The sequence below is a fragment of the Pseudomonas reidholzensis genome (assembly GCF_900536025.1).
GTDB lineage: Bacteria > Pseudomonadota > Gammaproteobacteria > Pseudomonadales > Pseudomonadaceae > Aquipseudomonas > Aquipseudomonas reidholzensis.
Genome location: NZ_UNOZ01000013.1, coordinates 306825 through 320887 on the forward strand (window position 1 = coordinate 306825; position 14063 = coordinate 320887).

General features: G+C 64.5%; 16 protein-coding genes and 1 pseudogene. 5 read left to right on the top strand and 12 right to left on the bottom strand.

Going from position 1 to position 14063, the window contains the following annotated elements; all coding sequences use genetic code 11:
* Positions 1-142 precede the first annotated feature (142 nt).
* The 6 genes and pseudogenes from CCOS865_RS28405 to CCOS865_RS09470 all read right to left on the bottom strand — a co-directional run.
* Positions 143-313, bottom strand: a pseudogene (locus tag CCOS865_RS28405) (serine/threonine protein kinase); the annotation flags it as partial.
* A gap of 438 nt (positions 314-751) precedes the next feature.
* Entirely contained in the window at positions 752-1618 is an 867-nt protein-coding gene (locus CCOS865_RS09450) for an urea carboxylase-associated family protein (protein WP_119140090.1), read from the bottom strand.
* Between the two features lie 27 nt (positions 1619-1645).
* Entirely contained in the window at positions 1646-2323 is a 678-nt protein-coding gene (locus CCOS865_RS09455) for a GntR family transcriptional regulator (protein WP_119140091.1), read from the bottom strand.
* Positions 2320-3825, bottom strand: a complete 1506-nt coding sequence (locus tag CCOS865_RS28545) for an amino acid ABC transporter permease/ATP-binding protein (protein ID WP_119140093.1) — start codon at positions 3823-3825, stop codon at positions 2320-2322. Before CCOS865_RS28545 ends, CCOS865_RS09455 begins: the two co-directional genes overlap by 4 nt.
* Positions 3826-3840: 15 nt before the next feature.
* Positions 3841-4683 (bottom strand): ABC transporter substrate-binding protein, encoded by an 843-nt coding sequence (locus CCOS865_RS09465; RefSeq protein WP_119140095.1) that lies wholly within the window; start codon positions 4681-4683, stop codon positions 3841-3843.
* A 188-nt stretch (positions 4684-4871) separates the two neighbouring features.
* The gene (locus tag CCOS865_RS09470; RefSeq protein ID WP_119140097.1) at positions 4872-5777 is read right to left on the bottom strand and encodes a LysR family transcriptional regulator; all 906 of its coding nucleotides are present in this window, start codon (positions 5775-5777) and stop codon (positions 4872-4874) included.
* A 137-nt stretch (positions 5778-5914) separates the two neighbouring features.
* Between CCOS865_RS09470 and CCOS865_RS09475 the strand changes: the two genes are divergently transcribed.
* Genes CCOS865_RS09475 through CCOS865_RS09485 form a run of 3 tightly spaced genes read left to right on the top strand, consistent with a single transcriptional unit; the run spans position 5915 to position 8291 of the window.
* Positions 5915-6664 (top strand): 5-oxoprolinase subunit PxpA, encoded by a 750-nt coding sequence (locus CCOS865_RS09475; protein WP_119140099.1) that lies wholly within the window; start codon positions 5915-5917, stop codon positions 6662-6664.
* Positions 6661-7365: a 5-oxoprolinase subunit B family protein gene (locus tag CCOS865_RS09480; protein ID WP_119140101.1), complete on the top strand. Its 705-nt coding sequence runs from the start codon at positions 6661-6663 to the stop codon at positions 7363-7365. Before CCOS865_RS09475 ends, CCOS865_RS09480 begins: the two co-directional genes overlap by 4 nt.
* The gene (locus CCOS865_RS09485; RefSeq protein WP_119140103.1) at positions 7362-8291 is read left to right on the top strand and encodes a 5-oxoprolinase subunit C family protein; all 930 of its coding nucleotides are present in this window, start codon (positions 7362-7364) and stop codon (positions 8289-8291) included. The genes CCOS865_RS09480 and CCOS865_RS09485 overlap by 4 nt, the downstream gene beginning before the upstream one ends.
* A 9-nt stretch (positions 8292-8300) precedes the next feature.
* Here CCOS865_RS09485 and CCOS865_RS09490 read toward each other — a convergent pair whose 3' ends face one another.
* From CCOS865_RS09490 to CCOS865_RS09500, 3 genes are all read right to left on the bottom strand, one after another.
* On the bottom strand, positions 8301-8603 hold the full coding sequence (locus CCOS865_RS09490) for a Txe/YoeB family addiction module toxin (protein WP_119140105.1): 303 nt from the start codon (positions 8601-8603) through the stop codon (positions 8301-8303).
* A complete protein-coding gene (locus tag CCOS865_RS09495; protein ID WP_119140107.1) occupies positions 8575-8853 on the bottom strand; it encodes a type II toxin-antitoxin system Phd/YefM family antitoxin in 279 nt (92 codons plus the stop codon). The genes CCOS865_RS09490 and CCOS865_RS09495 overlap by 29 nt, the downstream gene beginning before the upstream one ends.
* A gap of 225 nt (positions 8854-9078) precedes the next feature.
* The gene (locus CCOS865_RS09500; protein ID WP_119140109.1) at positions 9079-9774 is read right to left on the bottom strand and encodes an SOS response-associated peptidase family protein; all 696 of its coding nucleotides are present in this window, start codon (positions 9772-9774) and stop codon (positions 9079-9081) included.
* 104 nt (positions 9775-9878) lie between these two features.
* Between CCOS865_RS09500 and CCOS865_RS09505 the strand changes: the two genes are divergently transcribed.
* Both CCOS865_RS09505 and umuC read left to right on the top strand, forming a co-directional pair.
* On the top strand, positions 9879-10307 hold the full coding sequence (locus CCOS865_RS09505) for a LexA family protein (protein ID WP_119140111.1): 429 nt from the start codon (positions 9879-9881) through the stop codon (positions 10305-10307).
* Complete coding sequence (gene umuC, locus CCOS865_RS09510; RefSeq protein ID WP_119140113.1) at positions 10297-11574, top strand: translesion error-prone DNA polymerase V subunit UmuC; 1278 nt, start codon at positions 10297-10299, stop codon at positions 11572-11574. Before CCOS865_RS09505 ends, umuC begins: the two co-directional genes overlap by 11 nt.
* Before the next feature lie 11 nt (positions 11575-11585).
* Here the strand turns inward: umuC and CCOS865_RS09515 are convergent, their stop codons facing one another.
* The 3 genes from CCOS865_RS09515 to CCOS865_RS09525 are packed head-to-tail and all read right to left on the bottom strand — an operon-like array spanning position 11586 to position 13636.
* A complete protein-coding gene (locus CCOS865_RS09515; protein WP_119140115.1) occupies positions 11586-11870 on the bottom strand; it encodes a type II toxin-antitoxin system RelE/ParE family toxin in 285 nt (94 codons plus the stop codon).
* On the bottom strand, positions 11860-12102 hold the full coding sequence (locus CCOS865_RS09520; protein ID WP_119140972.1) for a CopG family transcriptional regulator: 243 nt from the start codon (positions 12100-12102) through the stop codon (positions 11860-11862). Before CCOS865_RS09520 ends, CCOS865_RS09515 begins: the two co-directional genes overlap by 11 nt.
* A 46-nt stretch (positions 12103-12148) precedes the next feature.
* Positions 12149-13636, bottom strand: coding sequence for a sensor histidine kinase (locus tag CCOS865_RS09525; RefSeq protein ID WP_119140117.1), 1488 nt, complete (start codon positions 13634-13636; stop codon positions 12149-12151).
* Positions 13637-14063: the final 427 nt, after the last annotated feature.

Sequence of the window (14063 nt, forward strand, 5' to 3'; positions counted from 1 at the left end):
ACTGCGTAGCCGAGTCATCCACTGGACTATATCACTGTGAGGTTCGACAGGTAAGTAATGCATGGCGTGGTGGTTTATTGGCGGACTGGGATGCACTTCGTTAAAACTGTTGAATCTTGTTTTCTCCCCGTTTCGGTAGTCATCAGTTACGCCAATGCATCAAATTTTGCAGCCAGGATGAAGTGACGCCAAAAACATCACGTAATTGCTTAGCGGTGATCGTTCGATCCACGACATCCAAAGCCAGCGCCGTTCGCAGTGCTAGCCAGCACTGTTTCGATAAGTGCTTAGGTGCTTGCAGCCCCTGCTCCAAGGGCCAGCGGGAGAACACGCTGCAGGTGCAGATTGCAATGATTCCTGAGCCGGATGATGGCGAGTTGATGTTCGCCTCTGGCAGCGGTATGCCTTATACGCTGGACATCGACTCTATTATCTACTTGGAGTGTCTACCGGATCAGCATCACCGGCAAACCCCCTCATATCGGCACACGCGTTTCGCTTTTACAACCAGCCTTTCAGGGTGTTCTGAAAATGCGCTCGGCGTGAAATCGCCGGGGCCGCTGCGCGCCCCTTTCGCGACACAAGGCCGCTCCCACAGGAATGCCGTGATGCCCAATTTTTGCTCACTACGCAAAAATGACTGCACCGCGCCGCTCCTGTGGGAGCGGCCTTGTGTCGCGAAAGGGCTGCGCAGCGGCCCCAGCGAGCTCAAGCCAAGCGCAATTTCTGAACACCTTGGAAGGGCTGGCTTTTACACCCCAACCCCATGGGTACGATCGTAACCACTCACCACCGGCGCGACCCATCCCTCAGGTCGCTGCGCCGCTTCATAGATCTCAACCAGCAACGGATAGCACTTGGCCGTATCGGATGAATGCTCCGCCGAGCAGTCCCCTCCCGGGCAGGCGGACAGGCACCCCAGCAAATCGATCTCCGCAAAAAACTCCAGATAGTCGCCCGGCTGCACCGGGCTGGCCTTCATGAAGTACTGGCCGGTATCGCGGGTAAACCCGGTGCACATGAACACGTTGAGCACATCATGCACATGCGGTTCGGCGTCATGCAGTGCCAGCCCTGTCGAGGCCGACAAGGCCCGCGTCAGGTTCGAATGGCAGCAATGGTGATACTGACCGCCACCACTGAGCAGGTTGTGCGTGTAGGGGTCGCAGCGCGTGCCGATCACGTCGTGCACCGACCCGCCAAACTCATCGAAACCGTACCAGTCGAGCGTGTCATGGGTGATGGTCGCCATCGGGCGCAGGCTGGGAAAACTTGAGAACAGCTGGTCGCCAACACCCAGGTGCGTGCCGTTCAGTGCACGGGTCTTGCCCGTGTAGAAGCGCTCGCTCAGGTCATGCTGGTTGAACAGGTTGAGGTCGCCGACCTGTGGCCCCTCGGTCGAGACAATGCGGAAAAAGCTGCCCGCCGGCACGGTAAAGGTTGCCGCGTCGCGGGCGGGCACCACGACCGTCCTGACGTGCTTGAGCCCTTCTCGAACGGCGCGGTAAGCGCCAATGTCAGGGCGGGGCAGGGTCTCGACCGGGTAGCACAGCACCGGCTTGATGGCCTTGCGCTGTGCGGCGTCAATCGGGGCCTTGGAAAGAGGGATAGGCTTCATGGGGTTCTCCGTTGGGTTGCACGCGGGCTATGCACGGGTAGGGTGGCTCAACAGGTCGAGCAGGGCGTGCTCGGAATCGTCGAGGTAACGGTTCATGCCTTCCGCTGCCGCCTGGCGGTGGCCGGCAGCGAGCAGGTCATGGATTTCATGGTCGCGCTCCAGCCAGGGGCGCTGGAAGTTTTCTTCGTCGGGCGCGACGGCGAACACCAGGCGCATCTGCGCCGCGATGTTGGTGAAAAAGGCATCCAGCAATGGGCTGCGCAGCAGGCCGACGATGTGCTGGTGGAAGCGCAGGCTGTGGGTACCGAAGGCTTGCCAGTCTTCGCGGTCGCGGGCCAGTTCTGCGGCTTCGATGGCGTCGAGCATGCGGTCGGACTGGTATTCGCGCAGCGGCTTGCTGCCGAGAATGGCCTGGATCTCCAGGGTGCGACGGACCAGAAAAAGGTCGCGCACCTCGGCCACGCCCAGGCGGCGCACCATCACGCCCTTGTTGCGCACATAGGTGGCCAGGCCTTCACGGCCCAGTTGGTGGAGGGCCTCGCGCACGGTGTTGCGCGAGGCGTTGTAGCGGTTAACCAGGTCGGCTTCGACCAGGGCCATGCCCGACAGCAGGCGGCCGCCGATGATATCTTCGCGCAGCTCGTGGGCCACCTGGTCGGCCAGGGACAGGCCTTCGCTGGCGTGTTGGGGAGGTAGGTTGCTCATGCCAGTTGCACATCCTTGAGGAAACGGCCCATGCGTTCGCTACGGTTGTCCAGCAGTTCGCGGGGCGCGCCGGCCTGGACGATCTGCCCGGCCTCCATGAACACCACGCGGTCGGAGACCTGGAAGGCGAACTTCATTTCGTGGGTGACGATGATCATGGTCATGTCGTCGCGGGCCAGGTCCTCGATGACCTTGAGCACGTCGCCCACCAGCTCCGGGTCCAGTGCCGAGGTGGGTTCGTCGAACAGCATCACTTGCGGGCGCATGGCCAGCGCCCGGGCGATGGCCACGCGCTGCTGCTGGCCGCCGGACAGCTGGTGCGGGTACTTGCCGGCGTGCTCGCGCAGGCCGACCTTGCTCAGCAGGGCCAGGCCCAGGGCGCGCAGCTCGCTGTCAGCGGCGTGGCCGTGATGGCGCGGCGCGAGCAGTACGTTGTCGAGCACGGTCTTGTGCGGGAACAGGTTGAAGCCCTGGAACACCATGCCGACCTGGACGATGCCCGCCATGTGCACCCGCGGCCCCAGGCTGCCCTCGGGCTCGCCGCTGCCGCGCAGGAACGGCGCGCCGCACAGTTCCACCGTGCCGGCGTCCAGGCCTTCCAGGCCGTTGAGGGTGCGGATCAGGGTGGTCTTGCCCGAGCCCGACGGGCCGATGATCGACACCACCTCGCCGAAGCGCACGTCCAGGTCGATGCCCTTGAGCACTTCCAGCGGGCCATAGTGCTTGCGCGCGCCACGCACTCGCAGTGCGTGCTCGCCCTGGCGTGCCGGCGTCGCTGGCTCGGGTGCAGCGCCGCTGCTGGCACTGTCGGCGACCGCGCGGGGCGTGCGCTGGCTGACATCCAGGTGGCGCTCGAGGCGGCGCAGCAGGTAGCTGAACACCGTGACGATCAGCACGTAGTAGAAGGCGACCGCGAGCATGGTTTCCATCACCAGGAAGTTCTGCGTGTAGAGCTGCTGGCCCACCAGCAGGATCTCCGACAGCGAGATCACCGACACCAGCGAGGTCAGTTTGACGATGGTGATGTATTCGTTGGCCAGGGTCGGCAGCGCCACCCGCAGTGCCTGGGGAATGACGATCAGGCGCTGCACGCCGCTGTAGCGGATGCCCAGCGCCTTGCCGGCTTCCAGCTGGCCCTTGTGCACCGCCAGCAAGCCACCCCGGTGGATCTCGGCGATGTAGGCCGCCTCGCTCAGCACCAGGGCGATCAGCCCGGCGGCATAGGGGTTGGACAACAGCACGCTGGTGGCGGGGAATACCTGCGGCAGGTTGTAGACGAAAATCAGCAGCACCAGCAGCGGCAGGCTGCGGAAGAACCAGATGTACAAGGCGGCGGCGCGGTTGAGGCTGCGCCGCGGCGATTGCCGGGCCAGGGCCAGGACAAAGCCCAGCACGATGCCCAGTACCCACGTCTCCAGGCTCAGTTGCACCACTGTGCCCACGGCCTTCCAGAAGTCGCCGTTGGCCAGCAGGCTGACGGCGTAATGCCAATCGAATTGCATGGGGGTTACTCCCGTTTACTGCGCGGCTTGCGGGTTCTGGCCCAGGGCCTGGGCGATCTCGGCGGCGCTGGGTTCGCCCAGGTTGTACTGGGTCAGCAGGGCCTGGTATTCGCCGCTCTGCTTCATGGCGCTGAAGCCTTGGCGCAGTTCGCCGAGCAGGGCTTCATTGCCCTTGCGTACCGCCAGGCCGATGACCACGGGGTAGATCAGCGTGCTGGAGCTGATCGTCACTCGGCCCTTGAGCTTGTCGGTGGTGATGCGCGCCACCGCGGCGTCTTCGAACTGCACGTCGACGGCCTTGGCCAGCAACGCCTGGGCGGCTTCCGGCGAGGTGGGGAACTCACGCGAATCGATCGGCGCCTGGCCGTTGGCCTGGCAGTAGTCTTTCGACAGGGCCGCCAGCTTGGGGATCCACGAGCCGCCCTTGATCGAGGCCACGCGCTTGCCGCACAGGTCCTGCGGCTGCTGCGGGCGGAAGCTGTCGTCGCTGCGCACCATCAGCGAGGCGCCGCTCTTGAGGTAGGGCAGGAAGTCGACCTGGGCGGCGCGTTCGGGTGTCACGTACAGCGCCGAGGCCACCAGGTCGAAGCGCCGCGCATTGACGCCCATCACCAGGTTGGCGAAGCGGGTGTCGACGAACTGCGGCTGCAACTTCAGGTGGCCGCCCAGCAGGGTCATGAATGCCGGGTCGAAGCCGGCGGGTTTGCCTTGCTCACGGTAGGTGTACGGCGGGTAGGTGAGGTCCGAGCCGATGCTCAGGCGTTGCGGCTGCAGGGTCGCCTCGTCGGCCTGGGCGTGAGCGGCGGCGAGCAGCGACAGGGTGAGAAGCGAACGGGTAAGGCTGACACGTCTGGACATCAGATAGCTCCGCTGAGAGATGATTGTTCAACAATCCTTGAGGAGTGCGTAATCAATACTCGTGCCAACAGGCAAAAATCAGCGAATTCGAGGCGTACTAGAGGAAGGGGTGTGCGACGTGGTCGAGCGCGGGGTGTGTATCACACTGGGGCAAGAGGGTGACGCGGTGTTACCTGATGGTGCGCCGCTCAGCGCAGGTGCACCTGGCCTTGGGGCAGGTCGCGGGCGTGTTCGGCGGCAGCCTCGCGCGCCAGCGCCACCAGGCTTTCCACGGTCTCCAGGCCGACCCCGGCACGCCAACTGGCGAACATCTCCAGGTCCGCCGGGGCCGGTTGCACGTCCAGGCATTGCAGCGTGCCGCTGGCCAGTGCGGCATTGACCAGCGCCGGGGGCAGGGCGGCGATGCCGAAGTCTTCGGCCAACAGCCGTTCCATGGCGGCCACCGAGTTGATGCAGCACAGCCGCGGTGCGCGCAAGTCGTGGGCGTGCAGCAGGCCGAGCAGGTCCTGGTGGGGGCGCGAGTGACGGGAAAAGGTGATCAGCCGCTGGCTGGCCAGCTCGGCCAGGCTGTCGGCCTGATGGGCGCTGTCGGTGCGCGCCAGCCAGGCCGTGGGGTAGCTGGCCAGGTGGGCGTTGCGCAGGCCTTCGTCCGGTAGCGGGTCGGTCTGCAGGATCAGGTCCAGCTGGCCGCGGCGCAGCTGCTCGGCCAGGTTGCGCGCGGTATCGGCTTGCAGGTCCAGCTCCAGGCCGGGGCGCAGGGCGTCGATGCGCTGGATGAAAGGGCCCAGCCAGGTGTGGATCACGCTCTCCATCACGCCCACCCGCACGCGCCCCGGATGGCCGGCGTCCACCGCCTGACGGAGCGCCTGGGTGCTGTCCAGCACCTGCTCCGCGTAGCTGAGCAGGGCCTGGCCGCGCGGGGTCACGGTGGCGCCACGGGCATCGCGCTCGAACAGCCGCACGCCCAGTTCGTCCTCCAGGGCGGCGATCCGGTTGGACACCGCCGCCTGGGTGCTGAACAGCTTCTGCGCCGCCAGCCGAAAGCTGCCCAGGCGCGCGACCCAAATGAAGGTTTCGAGAAACTTGAGGTTCATGGCGGCGGCTTCCGGCGGGCGAGACGTCATCATAAGGGTGATCGACTTTACTTATCACCTGTACCGCGAATAATCCGTTGGACCCTGCGTGGCCGGCGTGTGAACAATTTGCCCATCAGCCACCTGCGGAGTCCCCCATGAAACGTCCCTTGCTCAACTGCGATATCGGCGAAAGCTTCGGCGCCTGGTCCATGGGGTTGGACGCGGAGGTGATGCCGTTGATCGACTGCGCGAATATTGCCTGCGGGTTCCACGCCGGTGACCCTGGCACCATGCGCCGCACCGTGGCGCTGGCGGTCAGCCATCAAGTGCGCATCGGCGCCCACCCCGCATACCCCGACCTGGTGGGGTTTGGCCGCCGCAGCATGGCCTGCTCGGTACAGGAAATCGAAGACCTGGTGCTGTACCAGATCGGCGCCCTGGATGCGATGTGCCGCGCCGAGGGTAGCCGGGTGCAGTACGTCAAACCCCACGGCGCGCTCTACAACGACATGATGGCCGACCCGGTGCGCCTGGGCGCGGTGATGCGTGCCGTGCACGCCTACGACCCACAGCTGCCGCTGATGCTGATGGCCACGGCCGACACCCGCGCCAGCCAGGCCCTGGCCGATGAGCTGGGCCTGCGGTTGTGGTTCGAGGCCTTCGCCGACCGCGCTTACGAGCCTGACGGGCAACTGGTCAGCCGACGCCTGCCCGGCGCCGTGCACCATGACCCCGCCCAGGTGGTCGCCCAGGCGTTGGGCCTGGCCCGTGGCGAGCCGCTGGTCACCCGTGACGGCAGCGCCCTGCGCCTGCACGTGGACACCCTGTGCGTGCACGGCGACAACCCGGCGTCGGTGGCGGCCGTGCGGCAGATCCGCCAGGCGCTGGATGGCTTGGCGGCATGAAAGCGCGTATCGAAGTCGCGGCCATCGACTGCCTGACCCTGCGCCTGTTCGAGGTGATCGACGAGGCCAACGTACCCTGGCTGCTGGCGGCGGCCGAGCGCCTGCGCGGCGTGTTCGCCGGGGCCCTGGTAGAGCTGGTGCCGTCCTACACCACGCTGATGCTGCAGTACGACCTGGCCCAGCTGGATGACGCCCAGGCGCGTGCGTTGTGCGAGCAGGCGCTGGTCGGGCTTGAGCCGGCGGCTACCGGTGGTGGCCGTGAGCTGGCCTTGCCAGTCTGGTACCACCCCAGCGTCGGCCCCGACCTCGAGGCCTTGGCCGGCCAGCGCGGGTTGCCCGTGGACGAGGTGATCGCCTTGCACAGCGGCCGCGCCTACTCGGTGTTCGCCCTGGGCTTTGCTCCGGGTTTTGGCTTCATGGGGCTGGTCGACCCGCGGCTGGCCAGCCCGCGCCTGGCCACGCCACGCCAGCGGGTGGCGGCGGGCAGCGTCGGCATCGCCGAGCGGCAGACGGCGATCTACCCGGCGGTTTCGCCCGGCGGCTGGAACCTGATCGGGCGCAGTCCAGCGCGCCTGTTCGACCCGGCCCTGGAAGGCTTCAGCCTGCTGCACCCCGGCGACCGGGTGCGCTTCGTGCCGGTGCAACGCGACGAATTTCTTCGCCTGGGTGGCGATGACACGCCCATGGAGGCACAGGCATGAGCGCATTGATCGTGGAAAAGGCCGGGCCCCAGGCCAGCGTGCAGGACGGCGGACGTTTCGGCGTGCGCCACCTGGGCCTGACCCAGGGCGGCGCCCTGGACTGGCTGGCCCAGCACTGGGCCAACTGGATGCTGGGCAACCGCCTGGATGCGGCGGTGGTCGAGGTCACCCTCGGCGGCCTGCACGTGCGCTGTGAAGGTGAAGGCTGGCTGGCGCTGGCCGGCGCCGACCTGGGCGCTACCCTGGATGACCAGTTACTGGAGGTGTGGCGGCCGTTCAAGGTGCGCGCCGGGCAACGTTTGTGTTTTGCCAGCCCCCGGCTGGGCGCGCGGGCCTACCTGGCAGTGCCGGGCGGCGTGTGCGCGCCGTTGCTGGCCGGTAGCTGTGCCACGGTTGCCCGCGAGGGCGTCGGTGGCCTGGACAGTCGTGGCAGCGGGCTGCAGGTCGACGACCGGCTGGCGTGGCAGGGCGAAGCAGGCGCGGTGCGCGCGGTGCCGCCGGCGCTGATCCCGGACCTGCGCGCACCGGCGCGGCTGGAGCTGATTCTGGGCGCCCAGGCGGGCGGTTTCAGTGGCCAGAGCCTGTTCGATGCCTTCAACCAGGCCTGGACCGTGGACACCCGCAGCGACCGCATGGGCCTGCGCCTGACCGGTACAGCGCTACGCTACGAAGGCCCGGGGCTGGTGTCCGAGGGTATTCCGTTGGGCGCTGTACAGGTGCCGCCTGATGGCCAGCCGATCATATTGCTCAACGATCGCCAGACCATTGGCGGCTATCCTCGCCTGGGCGCCTTGAGCCCGCTGGCGGTGGCGCGGCTTGCCCAGTGCCTGCCGGGGGAGACCGTGAGCCTGTGGCCGCAGGTGGCCTATGCCGCGCAGCAGCGGCATCACCGCCAGCTGCGGGAGTTGTCCGGGGAGAGGGGGTAAACGCAGGCTTCAGTAATGATACCGGCAGGCAATCACCGTGAGCATTCCCGCGCTGAAGTAATACACGAACCGGTGTTCCTTGGTTATACGCCGTGACCAGTAGCCCGACAGATCCCCTTTCAGCGGTTCCGGCTTGCCCAGGCCTTCGAAAGGGGTGCGCATGCATTCCCCAATCAGTCGGCAGATTTCGGCGTGGATCTTGGTATCGCTGGCGCGCCAGTGCTCGAAATCCTCCCAGCCTATCGTTGTAAACGATACCTGAGCGTTCTCGGTGGCGGCTTTCTTATTCTGCAGCTTTGTCTTCTGAGACATCGATGGGGATATCCTTCGAGAACGTCGCCCCGGTCTTGTGCTGCGCAATGGATTCGCGAAGTCGCGAAGCGTTCGAGGCGGTACCCAGCAGGTACATCGTCTCGTTCATCGCGTTGAAGTCTTCCAATGAGAGCAGCACTACGTGCTCGCCGCGCTGACGGGTGATGACGGTGGGCTCATGGTCCCGGCACACGTCGTCCATTGCTTGCTTCAGTCCGGCTCGGGCTTCGCTAAAGGTGAGTATTTGCATGGCTTGATTTCCTACCACTTACTCAGTGGATGGCGTGCGCTCTTCACTTCAGCTAGCGCACAAGGATGCGTTGGCTTTGAAAGTGGTCAGTTTTTCAAAGCATCCAGACAGACTTGGCTTAGGCCGTCCACGGCTCGGCATCTGTCATGTGGAACATGGTACGACACTTTGTACAAGTGTCAAAGTGCCGGAGCGTTACAGCGAGTGGCCGGTCATCAGGGGGTCTTATGTCGAAGGCAGCGGAGCTATCAATTCCGCCCCTTGGTTGCGGACATTGCCGACCTGCTTGCTGACGGGGTACCACGTGAATTCGGCGGCCGGCCTGCAGCCCGCCTGAACGATCTCCGCCGCGCGCGCCGTCGAGGTCCGGGGGTCAATCCATTCGCGGGCGAGTTCGGCGCCAAGCACCAGTGGCTTGCGGTCGTGGATGTCCACCAGCCCTTGGTCCGCCGCCGCGGTGATGATGACGAACCCGTCTCGCTCGTCCACCTGCAGGCCTGAATGCACTTCGGCCAGCGCCGCGAAATACAGCGGCCCAGCGTCCGCAGCCCGAATGTAGTAGGGCTGCTTGCGCTTCGGGTCGGCGGGGTCCGGGACCCACTCGAACCATCCGTTGGCCGGTGCCAAGGCGCGGCCGCCCGGCCACAGCGACTGGAAGAACTTCCCGCTCATCACCGTTTCGGCCCGCGCATTGATCGGGTCGGGGCGTTTGCCCTTCGCCCAGAACGGTGACCATCCCCATTTCACCCGGTCCACGCTCACCCCTCCGTAGACCGGCCGTATCAGCTCGACGCGGGTGCTGGGGGCGACGTTGTACTTGTTGATGCGCTCATCGTCGTAGCCATTGATCACCACCAGATCAAGCGAGAGTTGCTTGAGGTAGTGGTCCATCCCCTCATAGATCGAGTACCGCCCACACATGATTCACCTCGAGCGTCTGTCGGCTGCCAGGCAGCTGCGCATTGACGTAGGAACGATCTGACAGTTAACTGTACGTATATACAGTTTCCATTGGATCGTTTCCCATGACCATCACCCTCATCGGTACGCCGACGGGCGGCCCCACGCTACTGCCCGTGTACGCGTTCCGCGTGCCGGCGGGCTTCCCGTCGCCGGCGGCTGACCACATGGAGCGGCACATCTCCCTCGACGAGCTGTTCGACCTGCGTGCGCCCCATGTGTACCTGGTTCAGGTAGAGGGCGACAGCATGCAGGGCGCGGGGATCTACTCTGGCGACCTGCTTATCGTAGACCGCAGCCATGAGGCCGAGCACGGCGATATCGTGATCGCCGCGATCAATGCAGAGCCGGTGTGCAAGCGGCTGCATAAACGCAACGGTGCGGTGATCCTGCAGTCGGAGAACCCGGCGTATCCGCCGAGGTACGTGATGGAGGGTGATGAGCTGGTGATCTGGGGTGTGGTTCGTTACAGCGTGCGCGACCATGCGCAGTGATCAGGTGTTCGCGCTGATCGACTGCAACGCCTTCTATGCCAGCTGCGAGCGGGTGTTTCGGCCGGACCTGGCCAAGACGCCGATCGTGGTGCTGAGCAACAACGACGGTTGCGTGATCGCCCGGTCGTATGACGCCAAGCCGTTCGTCAAGATGGGCGAGCCGTACTTTCAGGTGAAGGAGCGGCTGCGACGGCATGGGGTCGTGGCGTTCTCGTCGAACTACGCGCTGTACGGCGACATGAGCGAGCGGGTCATGTCGCTGATCGAGTCGAGGGTGCCGGCGACCGAGGTCTACTCGATCGATGAGTGCTTTGCCGACCTGACGGGCATACCCGGCAGCCTGACCCAGTTCGGCCACGATATTCGGTCCAAGGTGCTGCGCTGCACCGGCATTCCGGTCGGCGTGGGGATCGCCCGCACCAAGACCCTGGCAAAGCTGGCCAACCACATGGCCAAGCGCTTGCTCGCCGAAACGGGCGGGGTGATCGACATCTGTGATCCGTTCAAGCGCGATTGGGTGCTGCGCAACACAAAGGTCAAGGAAGTGTGGGGGATCGGCCGGCGGATGACGGCGCACCTGGAGGGCATGGGTATCTACAGGGCGATGGACTTGGCCAAGGCCGACCCACAGATGCTCCGCCAGAAGTTCAGCGTGGTGGTCGAGAAGACCGCCCGGGAGCTTGCCGGCACGCCTTGCCTCGAGCTGGATGAAGCGGCGCCGGCCAAGCAGGAGATCTGCTGCAGCCGGATGTTTGGCATGCGTCTGGCGGAACTCACGCCGATCAAGCAGGCGGTGGCCACCTATGCGGGGCGGGCTGCGGAGAAGCTGCGCGCGCAGGGTTCGCTGTGCAAGCGCATGCGGGTCAGTATTCGCACGGGGATGTTCAACCCCAACGAGTTGCATCATGCGCAGGGCGCGTTGGTGGAACTGCCTTATCCGACTAACGATACGTTGCTGCTGACGCGGGCGGCTACGGCGGCGGTCGAGCGGGTTTTTCAGGCGGGTTACCGGTACAGCAAGGCCGAAGTGTTGCTGCTAGATCTGCGGCAACCTGGGGAGTTTACCGATGACTTGTTCGCGGTCTCGCAGCCGGTTGAGTGCGAGCGGTTGATGGCAACGCTAGATGAGATAAATGGCCGATATGGTAGGGGGAGTTTGAGGGCTGGCAGTGTACCCCGCATACCTGACTGGGGAATGCGTAGGGAAATGATGAGTCAGTCCTATACCACGCGTGTCGACCAGCTTTGGAGAGTCTCTGCGCACTGAATCAGGATTAATCACCACTTATCGCGCGGTTTTTGCCGTGTATGGAAGACGCCCAAGATTTGCAGGCAATCGCCTCGAGCGCGGTAGGGAATCAAATAGGGCCAATTCAGGACCGCCCATTCCCGGGTGTTCCTGACCCGACCCTCGCGCCCCATGGTCGGAAACAGCGCGAGGTTATCGATGCTGGCGAATACCGCATCAGAGAAATCATCAGCGGCCTTCGGGTTTTCTAGAGCAATGTAGTTTGCTTCGTCTTCCAGGTTCTTGAGCGCTGTTTCCAGCCACTCAACGCGCATCCGGACTCCAGCGCCGGGCACGAAGCGCCGCGACCTGGTCATCACTCGCGAATTTACCTTCGTCAGCCTCTGTAACTGCCAGTTCGATCTGTCTGCTCAGCGTCTTTTCGTGTTCGATGTAGTCACGAAGAACGCTCATAGCCATATAGCTCGCGCTTTGGCCATGCGCCTTGGCGATGTCAGCGAGAGCATTGGAAAGGTCTTCCGGAAGGTTCAGCGAAATCCCGGTCATGGCAACCTCGATCTTGGGGGCAGTCGTCATGTTACACCCTCAAATGTCAGCTGGGATCGTCAAGTTGTCGCGAAGGGTATCCGAAGGGAGGTCCGAATTCAGTCCGGAAGCGCAAGCAGATCCGCGTCCCCTGCGCCGGCAGGTTGTGCAAACTGGCCTCCCCACCAAAGTACTCCATGATCTGCCTGACCATCACCAGACCAATCCCCAGCCGCCCCTGCTTGGTGCTGTAGAACGGCTTGAACGCCATCATTTCCTGCTGCCGGCTCAGCCCCTGCCCGGAGTCATCGATACACAGCAGCAAGTCACCCTCGTCACCCCCTTCAAGCGCCAGCACCAGCCTGCCGCCTTCGGGCATGGCCTCGATGGCATTGGCCAGCACGCTGTTCAGCAGTTGCCCGAGCAACAAGGCGTTGCTCAACACCACAGGCGCTGTAACCGTATTGAACACCGCCTCGATGCGCGCCTGGCGCAGCTGCGGTTCGAACGTACCCAGCGCGCTGCGCACGGCCTCGACCAGGTCGACGCGCTGCGGCTCGCCGCGCAATGGCCGCAGGCACAGCAGCAGGTCATGCAGCCAGCTCGACATGCGGTCGACCTGGCTGATGATGTCGCTGATGTTGCGGGTCGCCGGCTGGCCGGGCATCACCTCGGCCAGCTCGGCGCTGCTGCGGATGCTCGCCAGTGGATTGCGCAGGCTGTGGGCGACCGCCGTGGACATCTCCACCAGGCCGCCGTAGGTCTTGTTCGCCACCAGTTGGTCCTGCTGCGAGGCCAGCAGGCGCGAGGCCCGCCAGACGATCCAGAACAGCCCGAAGTAGATGGTCAGCCCGCCCAGTGCGGTGGCGGCCCAGATCAACTGGTGGCCGCGGTCGATCCGTTCGATGAGGTCGACCGGCTCCTTGTAGATCTCGACCATGGCCAGCACCGTGCCCTGGTCGTCGAGCAAGGGGATGTAGTTCTCGACGAAGAACATCTTCGGCGCACGCACGAACTGCTGCTCGGTGCGACCGGCTTCGACCTCGTTGTAGCGCGCACTGACCTGACCGTGGGAGGCGAACGCGGCCTCCAGCGCGGCGTCTTCGTGGACCTGGCGGCCGATCAGCGCCGGGTTGGTCGACCAGATCACCTTGCGCTCGGGCGAGAAGATGCTCGCCAGCAACACGTCGGGCAGGTGGGCCAGGTGATCGAGAAACTCCGAGCGAGCGCGCTCGCGGTTCTTTGCGGTTTCGCTGGCAAGCATGCCGTACTGGGTAGCGGCCAGGATGTCACCCATCTTCATGCCGTCGAGGTCATGGTGGCGAATTTCGCCAAACGCCATCGACTGGATGAACTGGGCCGAGAGCAGGGCGTCGCGCTCCAGGCTTTCGTTGACCAGAAAGCGCGTCGACAGCGACGCCAGGCCGATCGCCACCGCGCTGATGATCACGAAGCTGATCAGCGAAAAACGCCGCATGAGGTTGAACGGCTCGACCGGGCCGGCCGGCGAGAACCTCTGGCGAATGGGCGCGAGCCAGGCTGGCAAGGATGGCATCGGTGGACCCCGGGTCGAGTGTTGGAGGTGCCAGCCCCGGTGGCAGGGCCATGCGCGGGACTGATGGCATTTAGTAACCATTTTAGGCACAGGCTGCGCCGGAGGAGGTTTTTCGTTGGAGTGACACGAGCGGCTGCCTGTGCAGGCCGAAACATCATGAAAAGTCGCGAAAACATCGGCAACAGTGTCGCCCGTCGCACCACAGGTACTGCTGCCATAGTCATCTATGCGAACTGCGACGTTGCCTCATGCCGGCAAACGACCGCTGGTCGCCGGAGTCCGCCAAGGGGGTGGATTCATTTTCGATAATGTACGATGATTTTCGTATCGACAGGGATGATTTTGGAAACCGGCTTAAAAAAAGCGAGGCACGGAGTGATCGCGGCGCTGCAGTCCGGTCAGTACCTGCATGTGGCGCGGGGTGACC

What these genes read in the sequence shown, in the direction of transcription:
- CCOS865_RS09485 (WP_119140103.1), top strand. Translation starts at nt 7,362, where the DNA reads ATGAGCGCATTGATCGTGGAAAAGGCCGGGCCCCAGGCCAGCGTGCAG.
- CCOS865_RS09500 (WP_119140109.1), bottom strand. Translation starts at nt 9,774, where the DNA reads ATGTGTGGGCGGTACTCGATCTATGAGGGGATGGACCACTACCTCAAG.
- CCOS865_RS09520 (WP_119140972.1), bottom strand. Translation starts at nt 12,102, where the DNA reads ATGACCGGGATTTCGCTGAACCTTCCGGAAGACCTTTCCAATGCTCTC.
- CCOS865_RS09495 (WP_119140107.1), bottom strand. Translation starts at nt 8,853, where the DNA reads ATGCAAATACTCACCTTTAGCGAAGCCCGAGCCGGACTGAAGCAAGCA.
- umuC (WP_119140113.1), top strand. Translation starts at nt 10,297, where the DNA reads ATGCGCAGTGATCAGGTGTTCGCGCTGATCGACTGCAACGCCTTCTAT.
- CCOS865_RS09480 (WP_119140101.1), top strand. Translation starts at nt 6,661, where the DNA reads ATGAAAGCGCGTATCGAAGTCGCGGCCATCGACTGCCTGACCCTGCGC.
- CCOS865_RS09455 (WP_119140091.1), bottom strand. Translation starts at nt 2,323, where the DNA reads ATGAGCAACCTACCTCCCCAACACGCCAGCGAAGGCCTGTCCCTGGCC.
- CCOS865_RS09465 (WP_119140095.1), bottom strand. Translation starts at nt 4,683, where the DNA reads ATGTCCAGACGTGTCAGCCTTACCCGTTCGCTTCTCACCCTGTCGCTG.
- CCOS865_RS09490 (WP_119140105.1), bottom strand. Translation starts at nt 8,603, where the DNA reads ATGTCTCAGAAGACAAAGCTGCAGAATAAGAAAGCCGCCACCGAGAAC.
- CCOS865_RS28545 (WP_119140093.1), bottom strand. Translation starts at nt 3,825, where the DNA reads ATGCAATTCGATTGGCATTACGCCGTCAGCCTGCTGGCCAACGGCGAC.
- CCOS865_RS09450 (WP_119140090.1), bottom strand. Translation starts at nt 1,618, where the DNA reads ATGAAGCCTATCCCTCTTTCCAAGGCCCCGATTGACGCCGCACAGCGC.
- CCOS865_RS09470 (WP_119140097.1), bottom strand. Translation starts at nt 5,777, where the DNA reads ATGAACCTCAAGTTTCTCGAAACCTTCATTTGGGTCGCGCGCCTGGGC.
- CCOS865_RS09515 (WP_119140115.1), bottom strand. Translation starts at nt 11,870, where the DNA reads ATGCGCGTTGAGTGGCTGGAAACAGCGCTCAAGAACCTGGAAGACGAA.
- CCOS865_RS09505 (WP_119140111.1), top strand. Translation starts at nt 9,879, where the DNA reads ATGACCATCACCCTCATCGGTACGCCGACGGGCGGCCCCACGCTACTG.
- CCOS865_RS09475 (WP_119140099.1), top strand. Translation starts at nt 5,915, where the DNA reads ATGAAACGTCCCTTGCTCAACTGCGATATCGGCGAAAGCTTCGGCGCC.
- CCOS865_RS09525 (WP_119140117.1), bottom strand. Translation starts at nt 13,636, where the DNA reads ATGCCATCCTTGCCAGCCTGGCTCGCGCCCATTCGCCAGAGGTTCTCG.